At 36.2% G+C, this 18,647-nt stretch carries 17 protein-coding genes and 2 riboswitches; of the genes, 14 read left to right on the forward strand and 3 right to left on the reverse strand.

Annotated features, from left to right (window positions below):
- Positions 1 to 15: 15 nt before the first annotated feature.
- Together RHP56_RS04585 and RHP56_RS04590 are read right to left on the reverse strand one after the other, a co-directional pair.
- Positions 16 to 1,224 carry an MFS transporter gene (locus RHP56_RS04585; protein WP_050895346.1) on the reverse strand — a complete coding sequence of 403 codons (1,209 nt, stop codon included), beginning with the start codon at positions 1,222 to 1,224 and terminating at the stop codon, positions 16 to 18.
- Between the two features lie 119 nt (positions 1,225 to 1,343).
- Entirely contained in the window at positions 1,344 to 1,850 is a 507-nt protein-coding gene (locus tag RHP56_RS04590) for a type 1 glutamine amidotransferase domain-containing protein (RefSeq protein ID WP_050895342.1), read from the reverse strand.
- Between the two features lie 298 nt (positions 1,851 to 2,148).
- Between RHP56_RS04590 and RHP56_RS04595 the strand changes: the two genes are divergently transcribed.
- The 6 genes from RHP56_RS04595 (at position 2,149) to RHP56_RS04620 (ending at position 8,537) form a co-directional block, all read left to right on the forward strand.
- The gene (locus tag RHP56_RS04595) at positions 2,149 to 2,547 is read left to right on the forward strand and encodes a pyridoxamine 5'-phosphate oxidase family protein (RefSeq protein WP_011679681.1); all 399 of its coding nucleotides are present in this window, start codon (positions 2,149 to 2,151) and stop codon (positions 2,545 to 2,547) included.
- Positions 2,540 to 3,766, forward strand: coding sequence for a pyridoxal phosphate-dependent aminotransferase (locus tag RHP56_RS04600; protein WP_257999858.1), 1,227 nt, complete (start codon positions 2,540 to 2,542; stop codon positions 3,764 to 3,766). The genes RHP56_RS04595 and RHP56_RS04600 overlap by 8 nt, the downstream gene beginning before the upstream one ends.
- Positions 3,767 to 3,844: 78 nt before the next feature.
- Positions 3,845 to 4,615 carry a glucose 1-dehydrogenase gene (locus tag RHP56_RS04605; protein WP_050884777.1) on the forward strand — a complete coding sequence of 257 codons (771 nt, stop codon included), beginning with the start codon at positions 3,845 to 3,847 and terminating at the stop codon, positions 4,613 to 4,615.
- A 27-nt stretch (positions 4,616 to 4,642) separates the two neighbouring features.
- Entirely contained in the window at positions 4,643 to 5,977 is a 1,335-nt protein-coding gene (locus RHP56_RS04610) for a gluconate:H+ symporter (RefSeq protein ID WP_011679684.1), read from the forward strand.
- A 56-nt stretch (positions 5,978 to 6,033) separates the two neighbouring features.
- Complete coding sequence (gndA, locus tag RHP56_RS04615) at positions 6,034 to 7,461, forward strand: NADP-dependent phosphogluconate dehydrogenase (RefSeq protein ID WP_050895341.1); 1,428 nt, start codon at positions 6,034 to 6,036, stop codon at positions 7,459 to 7,461.
- Between the two features lie 95 nt (positions 7,462 to 7,556).
- Positions 7,557 to 8,537 (forward strand): S66 family peptidase, encoded by a 981-nt coding sequence (locus RHP56_RS04620; protein WP_071951929.1) that lies wholly within the window; start codon positions 7,557 to 7,559, stop codon positions 8,535 to 8,537.
- A 462-nt stretch (positions 8,538 to 8,999) separates the two neighbouring features.
- Here RHP56_RS04620 and RHP56_RS04625 read toward each other — a convergent pair whose 3' ends face one another.
- On the reverse strand, positions 9,000 to 9,506 hold the full coding sequence (locus RHP56_RS04625; RefSeq protein ID WP_084014611.1) for a GNAT family N-acetyltransferase: 507 nt from the start codon (positions 9,504 to 9,506) through the stop codon (positions 9,000 to 9,002).
- Positions 9,507 to 9,707: 201 nt separating this feature from the next.
- On the opposite strand from RHP56_RS04625, the gene RHP56_RS04630 reads away from it, so the two are divergent.
- From RHP56_RS04630 to RHP56_RS04665, 8 genes are all read left to right on the forward strand, one after another.
- Entirely contained in the window at positions 9,708 to 11,144 is a 1,437-nt protein-coding gene (locus RHP56_RS04630) for a 6-phospho-beta-glucosidase (RefSeq protein ID WP_025268057.1), read from the forward strand.
- A gap of 14 nt (positions 11,145 to 11,158) precedes the next feature.
- Positions 11,159 to 11,476, forward strand: a complete 318-nt coding sequence (locus RHP56_RS04635) for a PTS cellobiose transporter subunit IIB (protein WP_010280592.1) — start codon at positions 11,159 to 11,161, stop codon at positions 11,474 to 11,476.
- Between the two features lie 35 nt (positions 11,477 to 11,511).
- Positions 11,512 to 13,503: a BglG family transcription antiterminator gene (locus RHP56_RS04640; RefSeq protein ID WP_462794745.1), complete on the forward strand. Its 1,992-nt coding sequence runs from the start codon at positions 11,512 to 11,514 to the stop codon at positions 13,501 to 13,503.
- A complete protein-coding gene (locus RHP56_RS04645) occupies positions 13,500 to 13,859 on the forward strand; it encodes a PTS cellobiose transporter subunit IIA (protein ID WP_010284241.1) in 360 nt (119 codons plus the stop codon). The genes RHP56_RS04640 and RHP56_RS04645 overlap by 4 nt, the downstream gene beginning before the upstream one ends.
- Positions 13,816 to 14,370, forward strand: a complete 555-nt coding sequence (locus RHP56_RS04650) for a sugar transporter (RefSeq protein ID WP_081365847.1) — start codon at positions 13,816 to 13,818, stop codon at positions 14,368 to 14,370. The genes RHP56_RS04645 and RHP56_RS04650 overlap by 44 nt, the downstream gene beginning before the upstream one ends.
- A 17-nt stretch (positions 14,371 to 14,387) precedes the next feature.
- Complete coding sequence (gene celB / locus RHP56_RS04655; protein ID WP_025268059.1) at positions 14,388 to 15,722, forward strand: PTS cellobiose transporter subunit IIC; 1,335 nt, start codon at positions 14,388 to 14,390, stop codon at positions 15,720 to 15,722.
- A 175-nt stretch (positions 15,723 to 15,897) separates the two neighbouring features.
- A riboswitch (TPP riboswitch) is annotated at positions 15,898 to 15,987 on the forward strand.
- Positions 15,988 to 16,069: 82 nt separating this feature from the next.
- Positions 16,070 to 16,169, forward strand: a riboswitch (TPP riboswitch).
- 215 nt (positions 16,170 to 16,384) lie between these two features.
- Positions 16,385 to 17,533, forward strand: a complete 1,149-nt coding sequence (locus tag RHP56_RS04660) for a uracil-xanthine permease family protein (protein ID WP_462794744.1) — start codon at positions 16,385 to 16,387, stop codon at positions 17,531 to 17,533.
- Positions 17,526 to 18,638: a LuxE/PaaK family acyltransferase gene (locus RHP56_RS04665; protein ID WP_102753521.1), complete on the forward strand. Its 1,113-nt coding sequence runs from the start codon at positions 17,526 to 17,528 to the stop codon at positions 18,636 to 18,638. The genes RHP56_RS04660 and RHP56_RS04665 overlap by 8 nt, the downstream gene beginning before the upstream one ends.
- Positions 18,639 to 18,647 lie beyond the last annotated feature (9 nt).

Below are 18,647 nucleotides of genomic sequence, written 5' to 3' on the forward strand. Positions count from 1 at the left end.
AAAACTTTCGAATAATCATTCAAAAGTTTTACGGTTAAAAAAATAAATGAGGCCGAACAGTGATAAAGTTAAACTACCTAAAACACTGTAGGTCCAACTACCCCAAGTGCTTACAAAAAATCCAAAAATAAATGAACCTACCGGTTGAATGCCATCAAAAAATAGAAATGTAAGTCCAAAAATTCTTCCCAAAAATGAGATGTCCGTTTCTTCTTGAATAAAAGTAATCATACTGCCAAAGAAACGTGATTGTATCAAACCATATACTAGTGCAATGATAATCCAACTATATATCGAAAATTTTAGGCTACCTAGAATAAGAATAATACCATAACAGATTTGTTCAGCAAAAATACGATTTGAAGAAATTTTTTGTTTTTGTACTGTTAACCACAGACCGCCTACCAGACCACCGACAGCTGCACAGATCAAAAACAAACTATAACTAGAAGTGATTTTGGAAAAGTAGTGGCTACTTATATAAGGTGTGGTGAGTAGGAAGCCAGCGCACACAAAGTTAAAAATACCCATGGAAGACATATATAGAAGTAATTTTTTGTGTTCGAGCACATATTTGAACCCGCTAATGGTACTTATTAAAAAAGATTCAGATTGATGGTTCTTAACTGATGGTGTTGGCTGGTAAGTTATTAATAAATTAAAAAATAGTGCTATAAAATATGAAGCAGCATTAATTAAAATAAATTCACTAAAATCAATGCCATTTATTGCCAATAAAACGCCACCAATAACTGGGGCGATAATATTTGCAAGACCAAAGAAGGTATTTGAAAGTGCGTTGAATTTTTGCAAATAATTCCCGTTGATTACTTCAGGTACAATTGATTTAGCGGCTGGATAGTTCAGGGCCAGCATTAAATTTAGTATAAAAGTAATCAAAATTAAAAGCCATATTTGGGGAGTGTTATTATTAATTAGAAAACTACTGACGACACAAACCAAAGTAGCAATAATATCAGTCCATATTAAAACATATTTTCGATTGTGTTGATCTACTAGTAAACCGACTAATAAATCGCCGATCAAGAACGCAAAGCCACCAATTCCCTCGATGATACCCAGTAGTTGCGTAGTGCCAGTAGATTTTACTATTAGCCAGTTTAGCCCTAAAACATATATAGCTGAGCCGATTTGTGAAAAAAATGGGCTTAACATTAATGAAACGTAGGTTCTTTTCAAATGATTTGTCATAATAAAATCCATTTTAAACAAATACTTTCAGTAAAACAATATAAATTAGATATGTTCTCTTTATGCAAATAAAAAAGACCATCTTTCCTCAGAAATTAATGATCAATGGTAAGATAATTTTTATTGTGTTTCTAATTTAAAGCATCAACTATAGCTTCATTAAATGATGGAATGTCTTTTGGTTCTCGGCTAGTGATGAGATTACCATCAATAACCACTGGCTTATTCTCTATACGGGCACCGGCGTAATAAAGATCTGGTTGTACTGTTCGATATGCTGTCATGGTTCGACCCAATACTAAGCCAGTAGGAATCATCAATTGTGGACCGTGGCAAATACTAAATAATGACTTATTGGTTGCCAAGAAATGTTTTGTAAAATTAACAAAGCGTTCATCGGCTCGCAACTGATCTGGAGAAAAGCCCCCGGGAATGAACAATGCGTCAAAATCAGATGGCGCTACATTGCCGATTGATTTATCAATGTCAATTTTGGTGCCATGTTTTCCTGTAACAGCTTCAGTACTAAAACTGATTGTTGTAACTGAGGCACCACTTTCTTTTAGTGCTTTGACGGGGTCAGTGAATTCAATATCTTCGACTAAGTCGGTTACGAGAACAGCAACTTTTTTACTCATGACTAATTCCTCCTTCTATAATTAATTCAATTGTAACGATAATTGATATAGAATGAAAACGATATGTCTTGTAAATAATGAATAAATCATTATCTTTGTAAACGTTTTCTGTTGGTGGTATATTAACATCAACGAATTGAATGTGTCACTTTGTTGAGAAAAATTTCTTTTTTTTATATAGAATATTCAAATCGACTGCTAGCACAACAATTGCGTGTTGTGCTTTTTAATTTAAAAAATTTAAATTTTAAAGATATAGTAGTGAGCATTCGGCACGCACTCAAAAGGAGATGGAACAATGGCATTATTATCTGAAGAAATGAAAAAAATGATTGACCAACAGCTACCATTTTTAGCGACTACCGGAGGAGATGGATCGCCACAAGTCGGTCCTAAAGGATCAACTCGTGTGTATGATGATGAACATCTGATTTACTATGAACATACATTCAAACAAGCTTATGCAAATTTACAACAAAATGGTTATGCGGCAGTTGCAGTTGTGGATTCTAATGTAGAGAAAGGGTTCCGCTTTGAAGGAACGGCCGTTATTCATGAAGATGATGACTTTGCTAATGACATTTTAGCCAAAACAAGCATATTCGATCGTTTTCCAAGAGCGGCCGTCGTCTTGATAAGGATTGATCGCATCTATAAATTGGATAATACTCTGGAAGCTGGAGATCGCATTGCCTAATAGTCAAGAGAATATGGAAAAGGAAAATATCATGACAAAGCCTATTAACCATCAAGTGATCAAAACAGAAGCCTCAGGAATTCGTCTTGTCTTGGACTTAGTAAAGAAACCTGCTGACCAAATGATTGAATTAACGGTTGGCGAAATCGATTTACCTACGCCCGCAGCAACTAAAGAAGCAGGTAAGCAAGCAATTAGTAATAACGTGACAAAGTATACCGAGAATATGGGATTCCTGTCGCTTAGAAGAGTGATATCTGATTACATTAAAAAGTTTTATGAAGTAAGTTATTCCCCAGAAAGCGAGATACTTGTGACTGTTGGTGCCAGTCAAGGTATTGACCTCACGGTTCGTGCGCTCATTAACGCCGGTGACGAAGTCCTTCTAATTGGGCCTGCCTATCCAGCTTATATACAAGCAGTAGTTCTAGCTGGGGCAATTCCTGTCGTGGTTGATACTCGTTCTACTCATTTTAGATTATCTCCAGAGCAACTTGAGTCAGCAATTTCAAGCAAAACAAAATTAGTTATTTTGAACTACCCAAACAATCCAACAGGTATTGTGTTGTCGAAAGAAGAATTGAGTTCACTAGCGTCAGTTATTCAACAAAACGATTTATATGTGCTGACAGATGATGTTTATCAAAGACTAACATATGATCAAGATTGTGCGCCATCAATTGCCAGCGCATCATTAATGAAAGAGAGAACAATAATAGTCAACGGTTTGTCGAAATCGCACAGCATGACAGGCTGGCGTATCGGCTATTTAGCTGGTCCTAAAGTACTAATTCAAGAAATCTATAAAATACAGCAAGCTAATGTTGGTTGTGCATCAAGCATCTCACAAATGGCTGCCCTAACAGCTTTAACCACCGATATTGAAGCACCAAAAACATATATTAGGGTGTTTAGAAAGCGTAGAGACTATGTTTTGCAGCGCTTAGATGAAATGTCCTTAAACTATACTAAACCTGATGGTGCTTTTTATGTGTTTATCGATGTAAAAGCATTTGGCATGTCGTCTTGGGATTTTGTTGCATTCACTATCAACGAATCTGATCTTGTTTTAGTACACGGTTCTGCTTTTACGGAGGTCGGTGAAGGATACGTGCGGCTATCTTTTGCAAATGAAATGCAAGTACTCGTTGAAGCGATGAATCGTTTAGAGAAACCGGTAGATGTTTTAACGACAAAAAAATCCGCTCATTTAAGTTGACAAAATAAATACAAAAGACTATCATTGTAAGCGGTTACACGTAGTGGTTTATCGGTACACTAAGAAAGGAAGAAAATGATGGATAGTCTATCTAATTTATTTGATCTTACAGGTCGAGTTGCGATAGTTACGGGTGGTGCTTCAGGATTGGGAAAATATTATTCTCAAGCTCTATTAGATGCAGGAGCTGATGTTTTTATAGTTAGCAGAAGTGAAAGAGGCTGGCCAGAGTTAACGCAGTTTGCTGAAAATCGTAATCGAAAAGTGCGATTTATGAGCATCGACATAACTGAAAGTGGCGCGGCAGAAAAAATTGTCCAAAATTGTGTTACAACTTTTGGTCAATTAGATATTTTAGTTAACAACGCTGGTATCCAGATTAGAAATAACGTGCTGGATTATAAGGATGAGGATTGGCGTAAAGTTATTGATATCAACCTAAACGCATTATACTTTTTGTCACATGAAGCCGCAAAATTCATGACAAAACAAAAATCTGGGAAAATAATTAATATTGGATCAATGCAATCGTTTCGAGCTGGAAAGTTTATTTTTCCTTACGCTGCAAGTAAACATGCAGTAGTCGGACTAACAAAAGCTTATGCAGATGCTTTAGCGCCCTATGGGGTTCAAGTCAATGCGCTGGCTCCCGGATATATTGATACTGAAATGACAAAGGCTCTCCAAAATGATCCAGAAAGAAATACCGAAATTCTAAACCACATTCCGGCAGGACATTGGGCAAAGCCATCGGAATTAATGGGTACGGTTATTTATTTAGCTAGTGATGCTTCAAATTATGTGAATGGCGCAACAATCCCTGTTGATGGCGGCTATTTACTAAGGTAAGGTTCGTATTTAAAAGGAGAATTAATTATGCCATTGTTAACAGTTTTGATTGGTGTCATTTTACTCGTATTCTTGATTACTAAATTTAAGTTGAACACTTTTTTATCGTTAGTCATTACAGCGTTTGTTGTCGGCTTAATTTTAGGTATTCCAGTTTCTGATATTTCAACAAGTATTGAGACAGGAATAGGTGGTCAGTTAGGCCACTTAGCGATTATATTTGGATTTGGATCGATGCTTGGAAAGTTAATTTCCGACGCAGGTGGTGGCTTTCGAATTGCGCACCAGCTCATTGCGACTTTTGGAAAAAAACGCATTCAAATTGCTGTTATTATTACGTCGTTTATTATTGGTTTGGCTTTGTTTTTTGAAGTTGGATTAGTCGTGTTATTGCCAATTATCTTCGTCATTGCACGTGAAGTAAATATGCCTCTTTTGTACCTTGGTATTCCAATGGCTGCGACATTAAATGTTGCACACGGTTTCTTACCACCGCATCCTGCACCGACTGCTGTATCACAGGTGTTGAATGCGCCTTTGGGGCACGTTTTACTGATTGGTATTTTAGTGTCAATTCCCACGATCATTATTTCTGGTCCGGTGTTCAACTATTTTTTGCATCGAGTATATCCGCAAGTTTATAAAAAAGATATTAATATTTCTGTTTTAGGTGAGTACAAAGAATTCGAGTTGAAAGATACACCAAAGTTTGGTATTAGTGTTTTGACAGCATTATTACCAGTAATATTGATTAGTATTGCAACCATCTTATCATTTGTTTTGCCAGCTAAGTCAGTTATTTATCAAATCGTCACATTTATCGGTGCACCTGATGTAGCTATGCTCATATCATTAATTGTTGCGATTTTCACCATGGGTATTTTCCGTGGATTGAATATCAAAGAAATTGGTGACGCAATGTCTGAATCGGTTAAACAAATTGCTATGATGTTGTTAATCATTGGTGGTGGTGGTGCCTTCAAACAAGTATTAGTTGATGGTGGTGTTTCTAAGTATATTGGCGATTTATTCGGACAAACTAATTTGTCCCCAATTCTTGTTGCTTGGTTAATCGCTGCTTTACTTCGCGTCAGCCTAGGATCATCTACTGTTGCTTCGATAACAGCAGCCAGTTTAGTTACTTCAGTTGTGTCCAACTCAAGTGTGAGTCCTGTATTAGTAGTTTTGGCAATTGGTGCTGGAAGTATATTTGCTGATCATGTTAATGATGCTGGATTCTGGATGATAAAAGAATATTTTGGTTTAACATTGAAAGAAACGTTCTTATCTTGGACGACATTAACCAGTGTCATCTCCGTTTCGGGTCTGTTATCGATTCTACTCGTGTCATGTTTTATGTAGTGCAGTAAATTAATTATATATGAAATAAGTTTAAATTAAGGAAAGTGGGTAATAAAATGGAACAAGCAGATTTTGGTGTTGTTGGATTAGCTGTAATGGGACGTAATTTAGCGCTCAATATTGAATCCCGGGGTTATCGAGTTGCTGTTTATAATCGCTCTCGCGAACGAACTGATGATTTAGTCCAAAAGCATGAAGATAAGGCATTTATCCCAAGCTATACTACAGAGGAATTTGTTGAGGCTATCAAAAAACCTCGCCGAATTTTGCTGATGGTAAAAGCTGGAAAGGGTACGGATGCTGTTATTGATGAATTATTACCACATCTAGAAAAGGGCGATATGCTGATTGATGGCGGTAATACTTACTTCGAAGATACGATACGCCGCTCAGATAAATTAGCTCAAGAAGGCATTAACTTTATTGGTATGGGTGTATCAGGTGGTGAATTGGGTGCACTGCAAGGACCGTCATTAATGCCAGGTGGTCAACGCGAAGCATATGATTTGGTAGCTCCTATTTTGACGCAAATTGCAGCAAAAGCCCCAGAAGATGGTAAACCAACCGTTACGTATATTGGCCCTAATGGCGCAGGACATTATGTGAAAATGGTGCATAATGGCATCGAATATGGTGATATGCAATTAATTGCAGAGTCCTATGATATTTTGAAGCGTGTCTTACATCTCAATCAAGAGCAGTTATCTCAAACTTTTTCTGGTTGGAATGAAGGAGAACTAAACTCTTATTTGGTTGAAATAACTGCTGATATTTTAACTCGAAAGGATGATTTAGGTACTGACAAGCCAATTGTTGATGTTATCTTAGACCGGGCCGGAAACAAGGGCACAGGCAAGTGGTCTTCTCAATCAGCGCTTGAAGTTGGAGCGCCACAGTCATTAATAACTGAATCAGTTTATGCACGTTATATATCAGCAATGAAAGATGATCGTGTTGCGGCTTCAAAAACATTGCAAGGACCAGACTATTCGTTTTCTGGTGATGAGCAAAGTACCGTAGAGGATATTCGAAAAGCTTTGTATTTTGGAAAGATCATGTCATATGCACAAGGATTTGATCAACTTCGTATGGCATCAGAGCACTATGATTGGCATTTACCATTTGGAGAATTAGCACAATTATGGCGTGCAGGGGCGATTATCCGTGCCCAATTCTTACAACGCATTACGGACGCTTTTACAACGCAAGCGGATCTGCATAATTTGCTCTTAGATCCTTACTTCCAACATATTGCTGAAGAATACCAAAATGCTGCTCGTCGTGTAGTAGCACTAGCTGTTACCGCTGGTGTGCCAACGCCTTCATTGTCTGCTGCTGTAGCTTACTACGATTCATATCGTTCAGCTGTTCTACCTGCTAATCTCACACAAGCACAACGTGACTATTTTGGTGCGCATACCTATGAGAGAACGGATAAGCCTGCTGGAGAAATGTACCATTATCCTTGGTATGATGAAGCATGAAAAAAAAACCGTCCAAGACGGTTTTTTATTTGAATGTACTTTCTTATTGAAAATGTGCTACAATTCTCTACAAATATGATTTGTGGGGTGAAATAATGAAAACAATTTTTCCTAAAAAAATACAAAAAGACGATGAAATAAGAATAATATCACCAAGTTCTTCAATCAAGCGAGTTGGTGGGTTTGACCAAAATTTAGTGGCCAAGGAAAGATTGGAAAAATTAGGCTATAAAGTAACATTTGGGGATCATATACTTGAGAATGATCTGTTTTATTCTAGCTCAATTACTGCGCGTATTCAGGATTTACACCAGGCCTTTATTGATGATAACGTGTCAGTAGTGATGACGACCATTGGTGGCTTGAATTCAAATGAATTGCTGCCTTATATTGATTGGGAGATAATTAGAAGCCATCCAAAAGTGTTTATTGGCTATTCGGATATAACAAGCTTACACAATGCTATTCGTGCCCAGACAGGATTAGTAACATATTATGGGCCATGTTACTCATCTTTCAAAATGAATGAATTACAGGAGTATCAAACAAACGAATGGATAAAAGCATTAGGTCAGTCAGAGTATGATTTACAACCAAGCGGGCTTTGGACAAGCGATATGTGGTTTGATCCTAATATACCAAGAAAGCCAATGCCTAATTCGTGGCAAGTATATAACTCGGGCCAAGCAACGGGGATAAGCACTGGTGGTAATATACAAACGTATGGGCTCCAAGCTGGGACAAAGTTTTTGCCCGCCGTCACAAAACCTATTATATTTATTGAACAAGCTGAGGGCGGAGAACCACTTGAATTTTCTAGAGAATTATCTCAAATGCTACAAATTCATCCAGATATTGCCGCATTAATTATTGGAAGGTTCCCAGTTGAAAATAAAATGTCAGAACCCAATCTTCACAGTATATTAGCTAAATTTCCTGTTCTCAATACTATTCCGGTGGTTTATCATGTTGATTTTGGTCACACTCAGCCTATATTCACTTTCCCTCTTGGTGGCATGATTACTGTTCGTGCTAAGAATAATGCCGATGTTACGATAGAAGTGTTAAAAGGATAGCATTTATGCCAGAAACAAAAATGATGACGATGTAAACATGGTATAATTATAGAAATAATATATTTTGTGGGGAACTCGACTACATTGATTAATGACAGTTAAGTTGAAAAAATATATTATTTTATTCTTAATTCAGGGGGTATTGATTATTGAGCGGGAATAATCAAAAAGTCTCTAACACATTTATTTATTTAACTTTCATTATTTGTGTTTGGCTTATTTATTTTATATTTACGGTTGCTATATTAGTTTTATTCTGCAATTTTAGTCGAGCAATCTTTCTTGCTATGATAATATCTAGCATCCTAACATTATTGTTTGTCATAATACAGACTTCATTTAAACATTTGAATTCAATCAATAACGAAGATGATTAAATTTAAAAAGCTGCCTTAACAGGGCAGCTTTTTTTGTCGTATTTTTCAAGAAATAAAACAACTTTCTGGATGATAATATTTATTACTAACTATTCAAATCAATCCAGTATCGACAAAATAATTTTCCTGTGCTGGGTTCTTTGATGATATTTTCAAGGACGCCACCATTGGATTCAATTGTTTTGCGGCTAGCGATATTCCATTTTTCAGCGGTAATCAAGACAGGTGAAATTTTACGTTGCTGATAAATGTTTAGTGTTAATTCTAACATTTTCTTAGCTATTCCCTGTTGACGCCAGGCAGGGGCAACGCCGTATCCTATATGGCCTCCAAAATTAAGCAAGTGGTCATTTAACTGCCAGCGAGCTGATACGCCGCCTTTTATCAAACCATCCTCAATAAAAAAATAATTGCTGGCGGGAACAAAATTATTAACACCATTATTTTTCATTTGCTCTAGATTAGCTAAATGTTCAGCGAAACTGCCGGTAATGGGCTTGGCTACAGAAACAATTACTGATTCAGTGGTCCAACTTTTTATCCAGTCGTTAAAAATTTTTTCATCTGATTGTTTTAATTCTCTAAAAGTCATTTGTTTCCCCTGATGTGACCATAATCATTGAATGTATTTACCAATAATTTTATCATAGTAATTTATGTGGTTTTATATATTTTTAATAATCACCATAAAAATTACTCTTGTAAGGTAATTTCCGCAAGTATGAGGAAAACAATTTAATGGCAATGTAAGCGCTTACTTGATAAAATGTGAGTAGTTAAAGGAGGACTAAATATGTCTAAACGTTTATCTGAAGATTTTCTTTGGGGTGGTGCTGTTGCAGCTCACCAATTAGAAGGTGCGTGGCAAGAAGGAGGTAAAGGAGTTAGTGTCGCTGACGTCATGACGGTTGGTGGACCAGACAAAGAGCGAAACATTACGAAAGGAGTTGTTTCAGGAGAATATTATCCTAATCATGAAGCGATTGATTTTTATCACCGTTACAAAGCAGACATTGCCTTATTTAAAGAAATGGGATTTAAATGTTTTCGAACTTCAATTGCATGGACAAGAATTTATCCTACTGGTGAGGAAAGCGAGCCAAATGAGGCAGGTTTAAAATTTTATGATGACTTATTTGATGAACTTATCAAAAATAATATTGAACCAGTCATCACGTTATCTCATTTCGAATTACCGTACCACTTGGTTACAAAATATGGTGGTTTCCGTAATCGAAAAGTAATCGATTTATTCGTTAAGTTTGCAACGACTTGTTTAAAGCGATACAAAGACAAGGTCAAATATTGGATGACGTTTAACGAGATTAACAATCAGGCTAACTATGATAATGATTTTCTGGTTTTCACAAATTCTGGGCTGCATTTTAACCCTGGTGAAAATCGTGAGGAGGGTATGTATCAAGCTGCTCATAATGAATTAGTAGCTAGCGCACGAGTTGTTAAAATGGGTCATGACATCAATCCCAATTTTCAAATTGGCTGTATGATTGCTATGGGACCAATTTATCCAGCATCTATGAATCCAGATGATGTTCTGGCAGCTCAAAAGAGCATGGAAAAAAATTATTTCTTTGCAGACGTGCATGTCAATGGTCAATATCCAGCATTTTTAACAAAATATTGGACTCGGAAGGGATTTAACATTGATGTTACCCAAGAAGACCTGGCAGACTTACAAGCTGGTACCGTTGATTATATTGGTTTTAGTTACTACATGTCACATGCAGTTAAAAAGCCAGAAGGTTTAAACTTTGATGACATGACACCAGAAAATAGCCAAGTACGTAATACCTATTTAGCAGCAAGTGATTGGGGATGGCAAATTGATCCTAAGGGGCTGCGTTACGCCCTGAACTGGTTTACAGATAAATATCATTTACCATTATTTATTGTTGAGAATGGATTTGGCGCATACGATAAAGTTGAAGAAGATGGTACAATACATGATTCTTATCGCATTGCATATTTACAAGAACACATTCGGGAAATGAAGTTGGCGGTAGTTGAAGACGGCGTTGATTTGATTGGATATACACCTTGGGGATGTATTGACTTGGTTTCAGCCGGGACTGGAGAAATGGACAAACGATACGGATTTATCCATGTAGACAAAAATAACCAAAATGAGGGTTCATTGAAACGTAGCAAAAAGGATTCCTTTTATTGGTTTAAAGACGTTATCGCAACGAACGCTGAAAATATTAATTAAAAAGGAGAAACACGATGAAAAAAGCTTTAATTATTTGTGCAGCTGGTATGTCATCCTCCATGATGGCAAAAAAAACAACTGACTATTTCAAAAATAAAAATATAGATATTGAAGTGGATGCGATTACTGCTACAGAAGGAGAAGATGCTATTCGTAATAGTGATTTCGATCTATTTCTGGTCAGCCCACAGACAACAATGTATCTTGAAGGTTTTGAAAAGATTGGAGATGAGGTTGGTAAACCTGTTGTTTCTATTCCCTTTAAAGCCTATATACCCATACCAACAGGTATTGAGGGCATGGCGAACTTAGTACAGGAACATATTAGTTAGCAATTTGCATGGTAAAGGTTGTGTGAGGTGTGATGATGAGGAAAAAAGAGCGTGATTTACTAATCTATTTAGTAGATAATTCAGATCGTTTCGTAACCAGTGAAGAATTATCTACTCTTTTGTCACTGACACCTAGAACAATTCGTAATTATATCAAAATTTTAAAAGAAACCTTAGTTTCACAAGGTGCCCTACTTGATGCAAAACCCAGTTTAGGTTATCGGTTGCACATATCTCATCCCGTTACATTTGACTTATTTTTAAATAAAAATTATGAATTATCCCAGTGGTTAATTAATGAGGACAGCAATAATATTTCGGACCGTCAAAAGTATATTTTGAACAAACTTATTATTGAAAATCAAAAATTTTTAATTGATGACTTGGCTGAAAAATTATTTGTTACAAGGACCACACTTTCAAAAGATTTATCGATCATTCGCAAAGTGTTAATGCCATATCGAATTAGTGTCGAAAGCAAAGCCAATATAGGTGTTTTCATTACGGGTTTAGAGCGCGATAAACGTCACTTTATTCTAGATTACTTTTTCAGTCATAGTGAAAATTCTATTCAACATTATATGAAAAATAAATCTTTCTTTAAGGCAATTAGTTTCGATCAAATTACGATTATTGTTCTTGATGAATGTCGAGAAGCTGGTATTCATTTAACGGACTTTACCATACAAAATATTGTTTTATACATTGCACTAAGCGTTCAACGATTGAAATGCGGCTTTGAATTACAGGCTGCTCCAGTTGACATTAATCCTGAAATCAGAAATGTTAGTGATGTTGCTAGAAAAATTTTTTCTCGTATTGAAAGTGGCTTAGCATTAAAATTTCCGGAAAGTGAAGTAGATTATTTAACCATTCAATTAATGGCACAAGGGAAAAATATTAATATACAAAATGATGGTCCCTTCCAACGGGATTTAGATATGATCTTGCAACGAATTGAATTAGAAACCGATTATCCAGTTACTAAGGATTATGCTCTCAAGAAAAATATCATTGAACATCTAAAACCCATGATAGTTCGCCTTGAGCAAGGTATTCAATTGAAAAATCCTTTGTTACAAGAAATAAAAACGAATTATTTAAGTGAGTTCATGGATACCAAGCGCTATATAAAATGGTCGCCTTATTTATCTCAGTTTGACATTAATGACGATGAAGTCGCTTATCTAGCACTTCATTTGATGGCAGCAGCAGAAAAATACAAAAATTTAAATAAACCAAGAGCCTTAATTATCTGCGCAACAGGGTATGGATCGGCACAGTTACTCAACAATCGTGTCGAAAAAGAATTTGGCATGTATTTAAACATTGTTGATATTAAAGGATATTATGAAGTTGATGACACTACTTTAAGTAATGTTAATCTCATTATCAGTGCTATTGATCTGTCAACACGTGTTTTCAAGGTTCCAGTCATACAGGTAAGTATTTTTTTAACCGAAGCAGATGTTCAAAAAATAAATGAATTTTTAGATAATGAGCAAGTCCGAAATAAATATATTGCTGTAGAGAAAAAGCAACCAATTAATAGTGTTTTAAATCATTTTGATCAATTTATTGATCAGTCAAGTTTTAAAATATGGCAGGTATCGCCTCATCGGAAGGAATTACTACAAGAGTTAACTAATATGCTGATGTCCAATGAACCTACCGAATTAAAACATGAATTTTTGGAACAAATCGATCAACGTGAACAACTGAGCTCAATCGTTTTTAGTGATACTATCGCCGTTCCACATCCTGCTATGCCGATGAGTCGAGTACCCAAAATTGCTATTGGAATTATACCAAATGGTGTCAGATGGTCTGACGAGCATCCAAACATTCAGCTAGTTTTCCTGCTATCACCATCCTATCGGAGCAATAAGGGTTTGACAGAAACGACGCAGGCAATTGTAAAATTTACAGAAAATACTGAAGAACAGGGCCGGTTGGTTGCCTCAAGAAATTTTTCAGAATTTCGGCATAATTTTCTGTTAATGATGAAAGGAGGTAAGTATATATGAAATCAGAAGACATTCAAGTTGTCGCTTTTGAAATTATTTTACACAGTGGAAATGCGCGCACAATGGTTCATAAGGCTTTTGAAGCCATGAGAGAAAAAAACTTTAAGTTATCTAACGAAAATCTAAAATTATCAAATGACGAATTACTATTAGCTCATAAATCGCAAACAAACTTGTTACAAGAATACGCTGAGGGTAGTCATATTGATATGGAAATTATATTAGTCCATGCACAAGACCACTTAATGACAACGATGACTTTACGTGAGATGGCTATTGAAATGCAGACTCTTTATGAGGAGGTACAAGACATTGAAAAAAGGAATCAAACGAGGGCCAAAAAAGCCACAGGATAAACAGCACGGTTTAGAGGTCGCAATCGAAAAAAATCGTACGGAAATGAGCCTTAAAAGCATGCAGTTTAATCGATTCATGTTAATCCGTTATGCCACGGCATTCTTTCTGTTCGTAAACTTGTATTGGGCCATAATTATGTGGCAGACCCTAGTGGCACTGATACCTGTTGCTTTAATGTTTATCGCTTCGCTAGCAATTATTGAACAAATTAAGTTATTTGGACATCATACGAACCAACTGATTTATTCAAAAGTGTTCTTCACATCACAGCTTATCGTGAATATCATTTTAATGGTGAGCATCCCAACATCGTTATTTACATTTTTTTACCAATTTATACAAAATACTGGTAGTAACCGCTTAGTGGTACTAATCCTGTTATTACTCAGTAGTAGCATACTTCTCATAGTTAACAAAAGGTTAGGCTTGATTGCAACAAATCACGATAAATATTACGCACGTTTGACAGCCTATCAGTCCGTTCTTAAAAATAATAAGGAGATGAAATAGTTATGGAAAATGGACCTATGTTTAACTTCCTACAAAAAGTGCTTTTGAAACCAATGACCAAAGTTTCCCAATATAGAATTGTGAGAGCTATCATGGCTGCTGGTATGGCTTCAATTCCTTTTACAATTGTTGGATCTATGATATTAGTTTTGAATATATTGCCGACAGTATTTCCGTTCTTAAATGATTTTTTCGACGCAACATTCTTTAAGTTTAGCGATTTGTACATGATTGCCAACACAGCAACCATGGGTATCTTAGCCATGTATTTTAGTTTAGCAATTGGTTTTGAATTAACTCGTATTATTCAAACAGAAGATAAACTAAAAGTAGCGCCATTAAATGGTGCCTTCTTATCACTATTTGCATTCTTTATGTGCTTGCCAGAATTGGTTTTAAAAGGCGGAAAAATTGTTCTGCTAAATACTATATCCAAGGACGAGACAGTTATCAACGGATTTAGAATGACTAGCACAATCGACCGTGTTGGAACAAGTGGTATTTTCACAGCGATTATTATGGCTATTTTAGCAGTTTGGTTGTATTCATTCTGTGTGAAACATAACTGGACGATTAAAATGCCGGATGCTGTACCGGAAGGTGTATCAAGATCATTTACGGCATTGATTCCAACTTTCGTTATTGCTTTTGTTGTACTGGGTATTAATGGTTCCTTAGTGTTACTCGGTACTGACATTTTCAAAATGATTGCAATACCATTTAGCTTCGTTACAAGCATGACTAGCACCTGGCTAGGAATTATGGTGATTGAGTTCTTGATTCATGCCTTGTGGATTGTTGGTATTCATGGCGCTAACATTATTTCCGCATTTATTACGCCTATCTTCTTAGCAAATATGGTAGCAAATTCAAATGGGGCTAACATACCGTTTGCTGGAGAATTTAATAATGCCTTTGCTATCTTAGGTGGCTCTGGTGCGACACTTGGATTATGCATATTTATTACTTTACTAGCACGTTCCGAACAGCTAAAAGTTTTAGGCCGAGCTTCAATCGTACCATCACTTTTTAATATTAACGAGCCGTTAATATTTGGATTACCAATTGTTTATAATCCTTATCTAGCTATTCCATTTTTCTTGGCACCAATGGCAACAGCTTCCGTTGCTTATGCAGCCATTAACTTCCATATCATTCGGCCAATTGTTATTCAAGCACCATGGCCATCCCCAGCCGGAATCGGTGCATTTATTAGTACCGTTGATTGGAAAGCAGCAGTCTTAGCAATAATCTGTGTTGTAATAGCTTTCATTATTTACTTACCATTTATCAAAATATATGATACTAAGTTGTACAATGATGAGCAGGGGAAAACACAAGTACAGCCTTAATGACGAGGCATCAAAATACTGGTCTGTGTTTAGTAACAGACTGGTATTTTTTATATTCTCGGCTGGCTGATTTGTGAAAGGTAAATTTCATCAGTAAGGATATCACTTAATGACAAACTTATGTGAAAAATAGAATGAATTACTTACATTTAATAGAAAATTTATGATACAATAATGCTTGTGCTAGGGGCGCCAAAATGGCTGAGAAGAACCCTTCGAACCTGAACTGATTAACATCAGCGTAGGAAAGTGCTACATTTTTTAACGTAGCATTTTTCTCTAGGTGAGAAAAATGTTTTTTTATTGCATAAAATGACTTATTGAGAGGATTTTTTTGAAAAATGAATAATAATCACTAGGGGCGTCGCAAAGACTGAGATGATGTATATCGGTCCCTTTGAACCTGATCTAGTTAATACTAGCGTAGGAAAGTGACCAATATTTGATAACGACATGTACTGTTGTCAAAAGTGTCCTTTTTTATGTATTTAAGGGCACTTTTTTATTGGAAAAGGAATTTAATTATGATGACACCAAAACATAACCGAATCATGGATCATGGCCTAGCTGGAATACAGCACGTGTTTGTTTCTAACGTGTGGTTAGATCCAATTTATGTTGCCGCTGCCGCAGGGCTCTAACTGAACTTATCAACTAATCTTGTGAACACGATTTTTATTGTTTCAGGATTAGTCACGCTTACACAGGCAACAAAATTAGCGAAGCTGCCTATTGTTCAAGGGCCGTCAGCTGCTTTTGACGCGTTAATGATTAATGCTGGTAAAGCTGGTCAGTTAGCAACGGCGAGTGGTTCAATTTTACTGAGTGCACTCATTGTATTTTTATTGTCCGTTACAGGACTTATCAATAAACTAATCAAATTATTGACACCGGCAATTACCGGAACACTAATATTTTTGGTTGGTATTTCTTTATCTGGATTCACACTATCTGAATTCTTAGGTGGTTATCCAGGTGATAAAGGTTTCTCTTCACCAACAACACTTATTTTGTCTGTTACTACAGCAACTATTGTCATTCTATTGTCGATATTTGGTAAGGGATTTTGGAAGCGTTTTTCCTTTTTAATCGCGCTAATTGTTGGTGATATTCTAGCAGTTTCGTTAGGTGTCGTAGATTACAGCGTATTATCAACAAAATCATGGTTTGGCATGCCTCATTTATTGCCTTATGGATCGCTAAAGTTTAATTGGGTCATGTTTTTGACATTCTTTGTTGCCTATGTGGTTGCAGTGGTAGAGGCTTTAGGTGTCTATCAGGCAGCTGGCGATACTTTAAAAGAAAATATTTCACCAAGGCGCATTCAAAATGGTCTAATTGGCGAATCTGCGGGATCAATGTTTTCATCCTTGTTCGGAGGCTTTCCAACAACTGCTTTTGCTCAGAATGTAGGGATTTTAAACTTAACTGGCAATGTTTCGAGAATACCAGTAATTATTGCAGGGATTTTGTTTGTCGTACTAGGTTTTGTTCCTAAAATTGGTGCGTTTTTGGCAATAACGCCTAGTCCAGTGATTGGGGGCATATTTTTGCCCGCAGCAACAACTTTAATTCTGACTGGATTCAACATTTTGAAAAGAGCGCCTGACAACAATGAAAATAACATGATTATTGGATTGTCTATCATACTAGCGATTGCTCTGCCCAACTATGCAACCGGCTGGTCAGGTGTTACAGGTGAATTATTATCTAATAGCATATTAGTCGGTGCGTTGTCTGCCATCATCTTACAGTTTGCCTTGGTTAACTTACCACGAATGATAAAAAATATAAGGGGATCTCATGATTGAAAAATCTAAAAAAATTCAAAGCGACATTTTAACTTTCATTAATAAATACAAGGATCATCAAACAGAGCAATATGAATCGGACTTCAATCAGCTAGCTATGCGCATTTTTGCTTATCAATTTCAAAACAATTTACCATATAAAAAATTTGCCCAATTACGACATAAAAACCTCTTGACTGTAAAAAACTGGCACGAGGTTCCGCTAATTCCGATTCAAGCGTACAAAGAATTAATTCTGTCAACCGAAGATATTAATCAAGCTGCGGATGTTTTTTATTCGAGTGGCACAACAAATATTAATCATAGAAGCAAACATTATATCTCGAATTTAAATATTTGGGAAGAATCTATGCGGGCAGGATTCAAGAAAAACGTTTTGCCTAATACGGATAAAATTAGAATACTTTCTTTGTTTCCGGGTATGGCAGATAACCCTAACTCTTCTTTATCTCGCTATATATCAACCGCTATACGAGAATTTGGTACTGAAAATAGCCATATCTTTTTTGAAAATAACCAACTAAACTATTCGGAACTAATCGTTGCTCTTCAAGAAGCAGAAAAAAATCATGAGCCCATATTACTTTTGGGTGCTTCGTTTTCTTATGTTCATCTATTGGCATACTTACAGCAACATCACCAATCCTTTAATCTGGCAAAAGAAAGCATTATTTTTGATACTGGTGGATTTAAGGGCAAGTCAAAAGAAGTGAGTATGACTGACTTATATGCTGATTTGGAGAGCACATTTAAGGTGACACGCGAACAAATTATAAATATGTACGGCATGACAGAGATTAGTTCTCAATGTTACGATCGAAATTTAATGGATCATTCAGAAAATAAAACAGTTTATTTTGATAAAATAGCACCTGCTTGGGTAAAAACTCAGGTCTTGGATACTGAAACGTTACAGCCTGTTGTACAGGGTCAACGTGGCCTATTGGCATACTATGACTTAGCTAATTGGGATTCCTGCGTATCAATTCTAACTGAAGACATTGTTATCAAAAACAATTATGGATTCACAATCATTGGTAGAGCAAAAGGATCGGTGGCTAAGGGTTGTTCCATCACCGCTGATGAGCTTTTACAACTGCAATAAAGGTGTCAA

It is taken from the genome of Leuconostoc sp. C5, assembly GCF_056530425.1.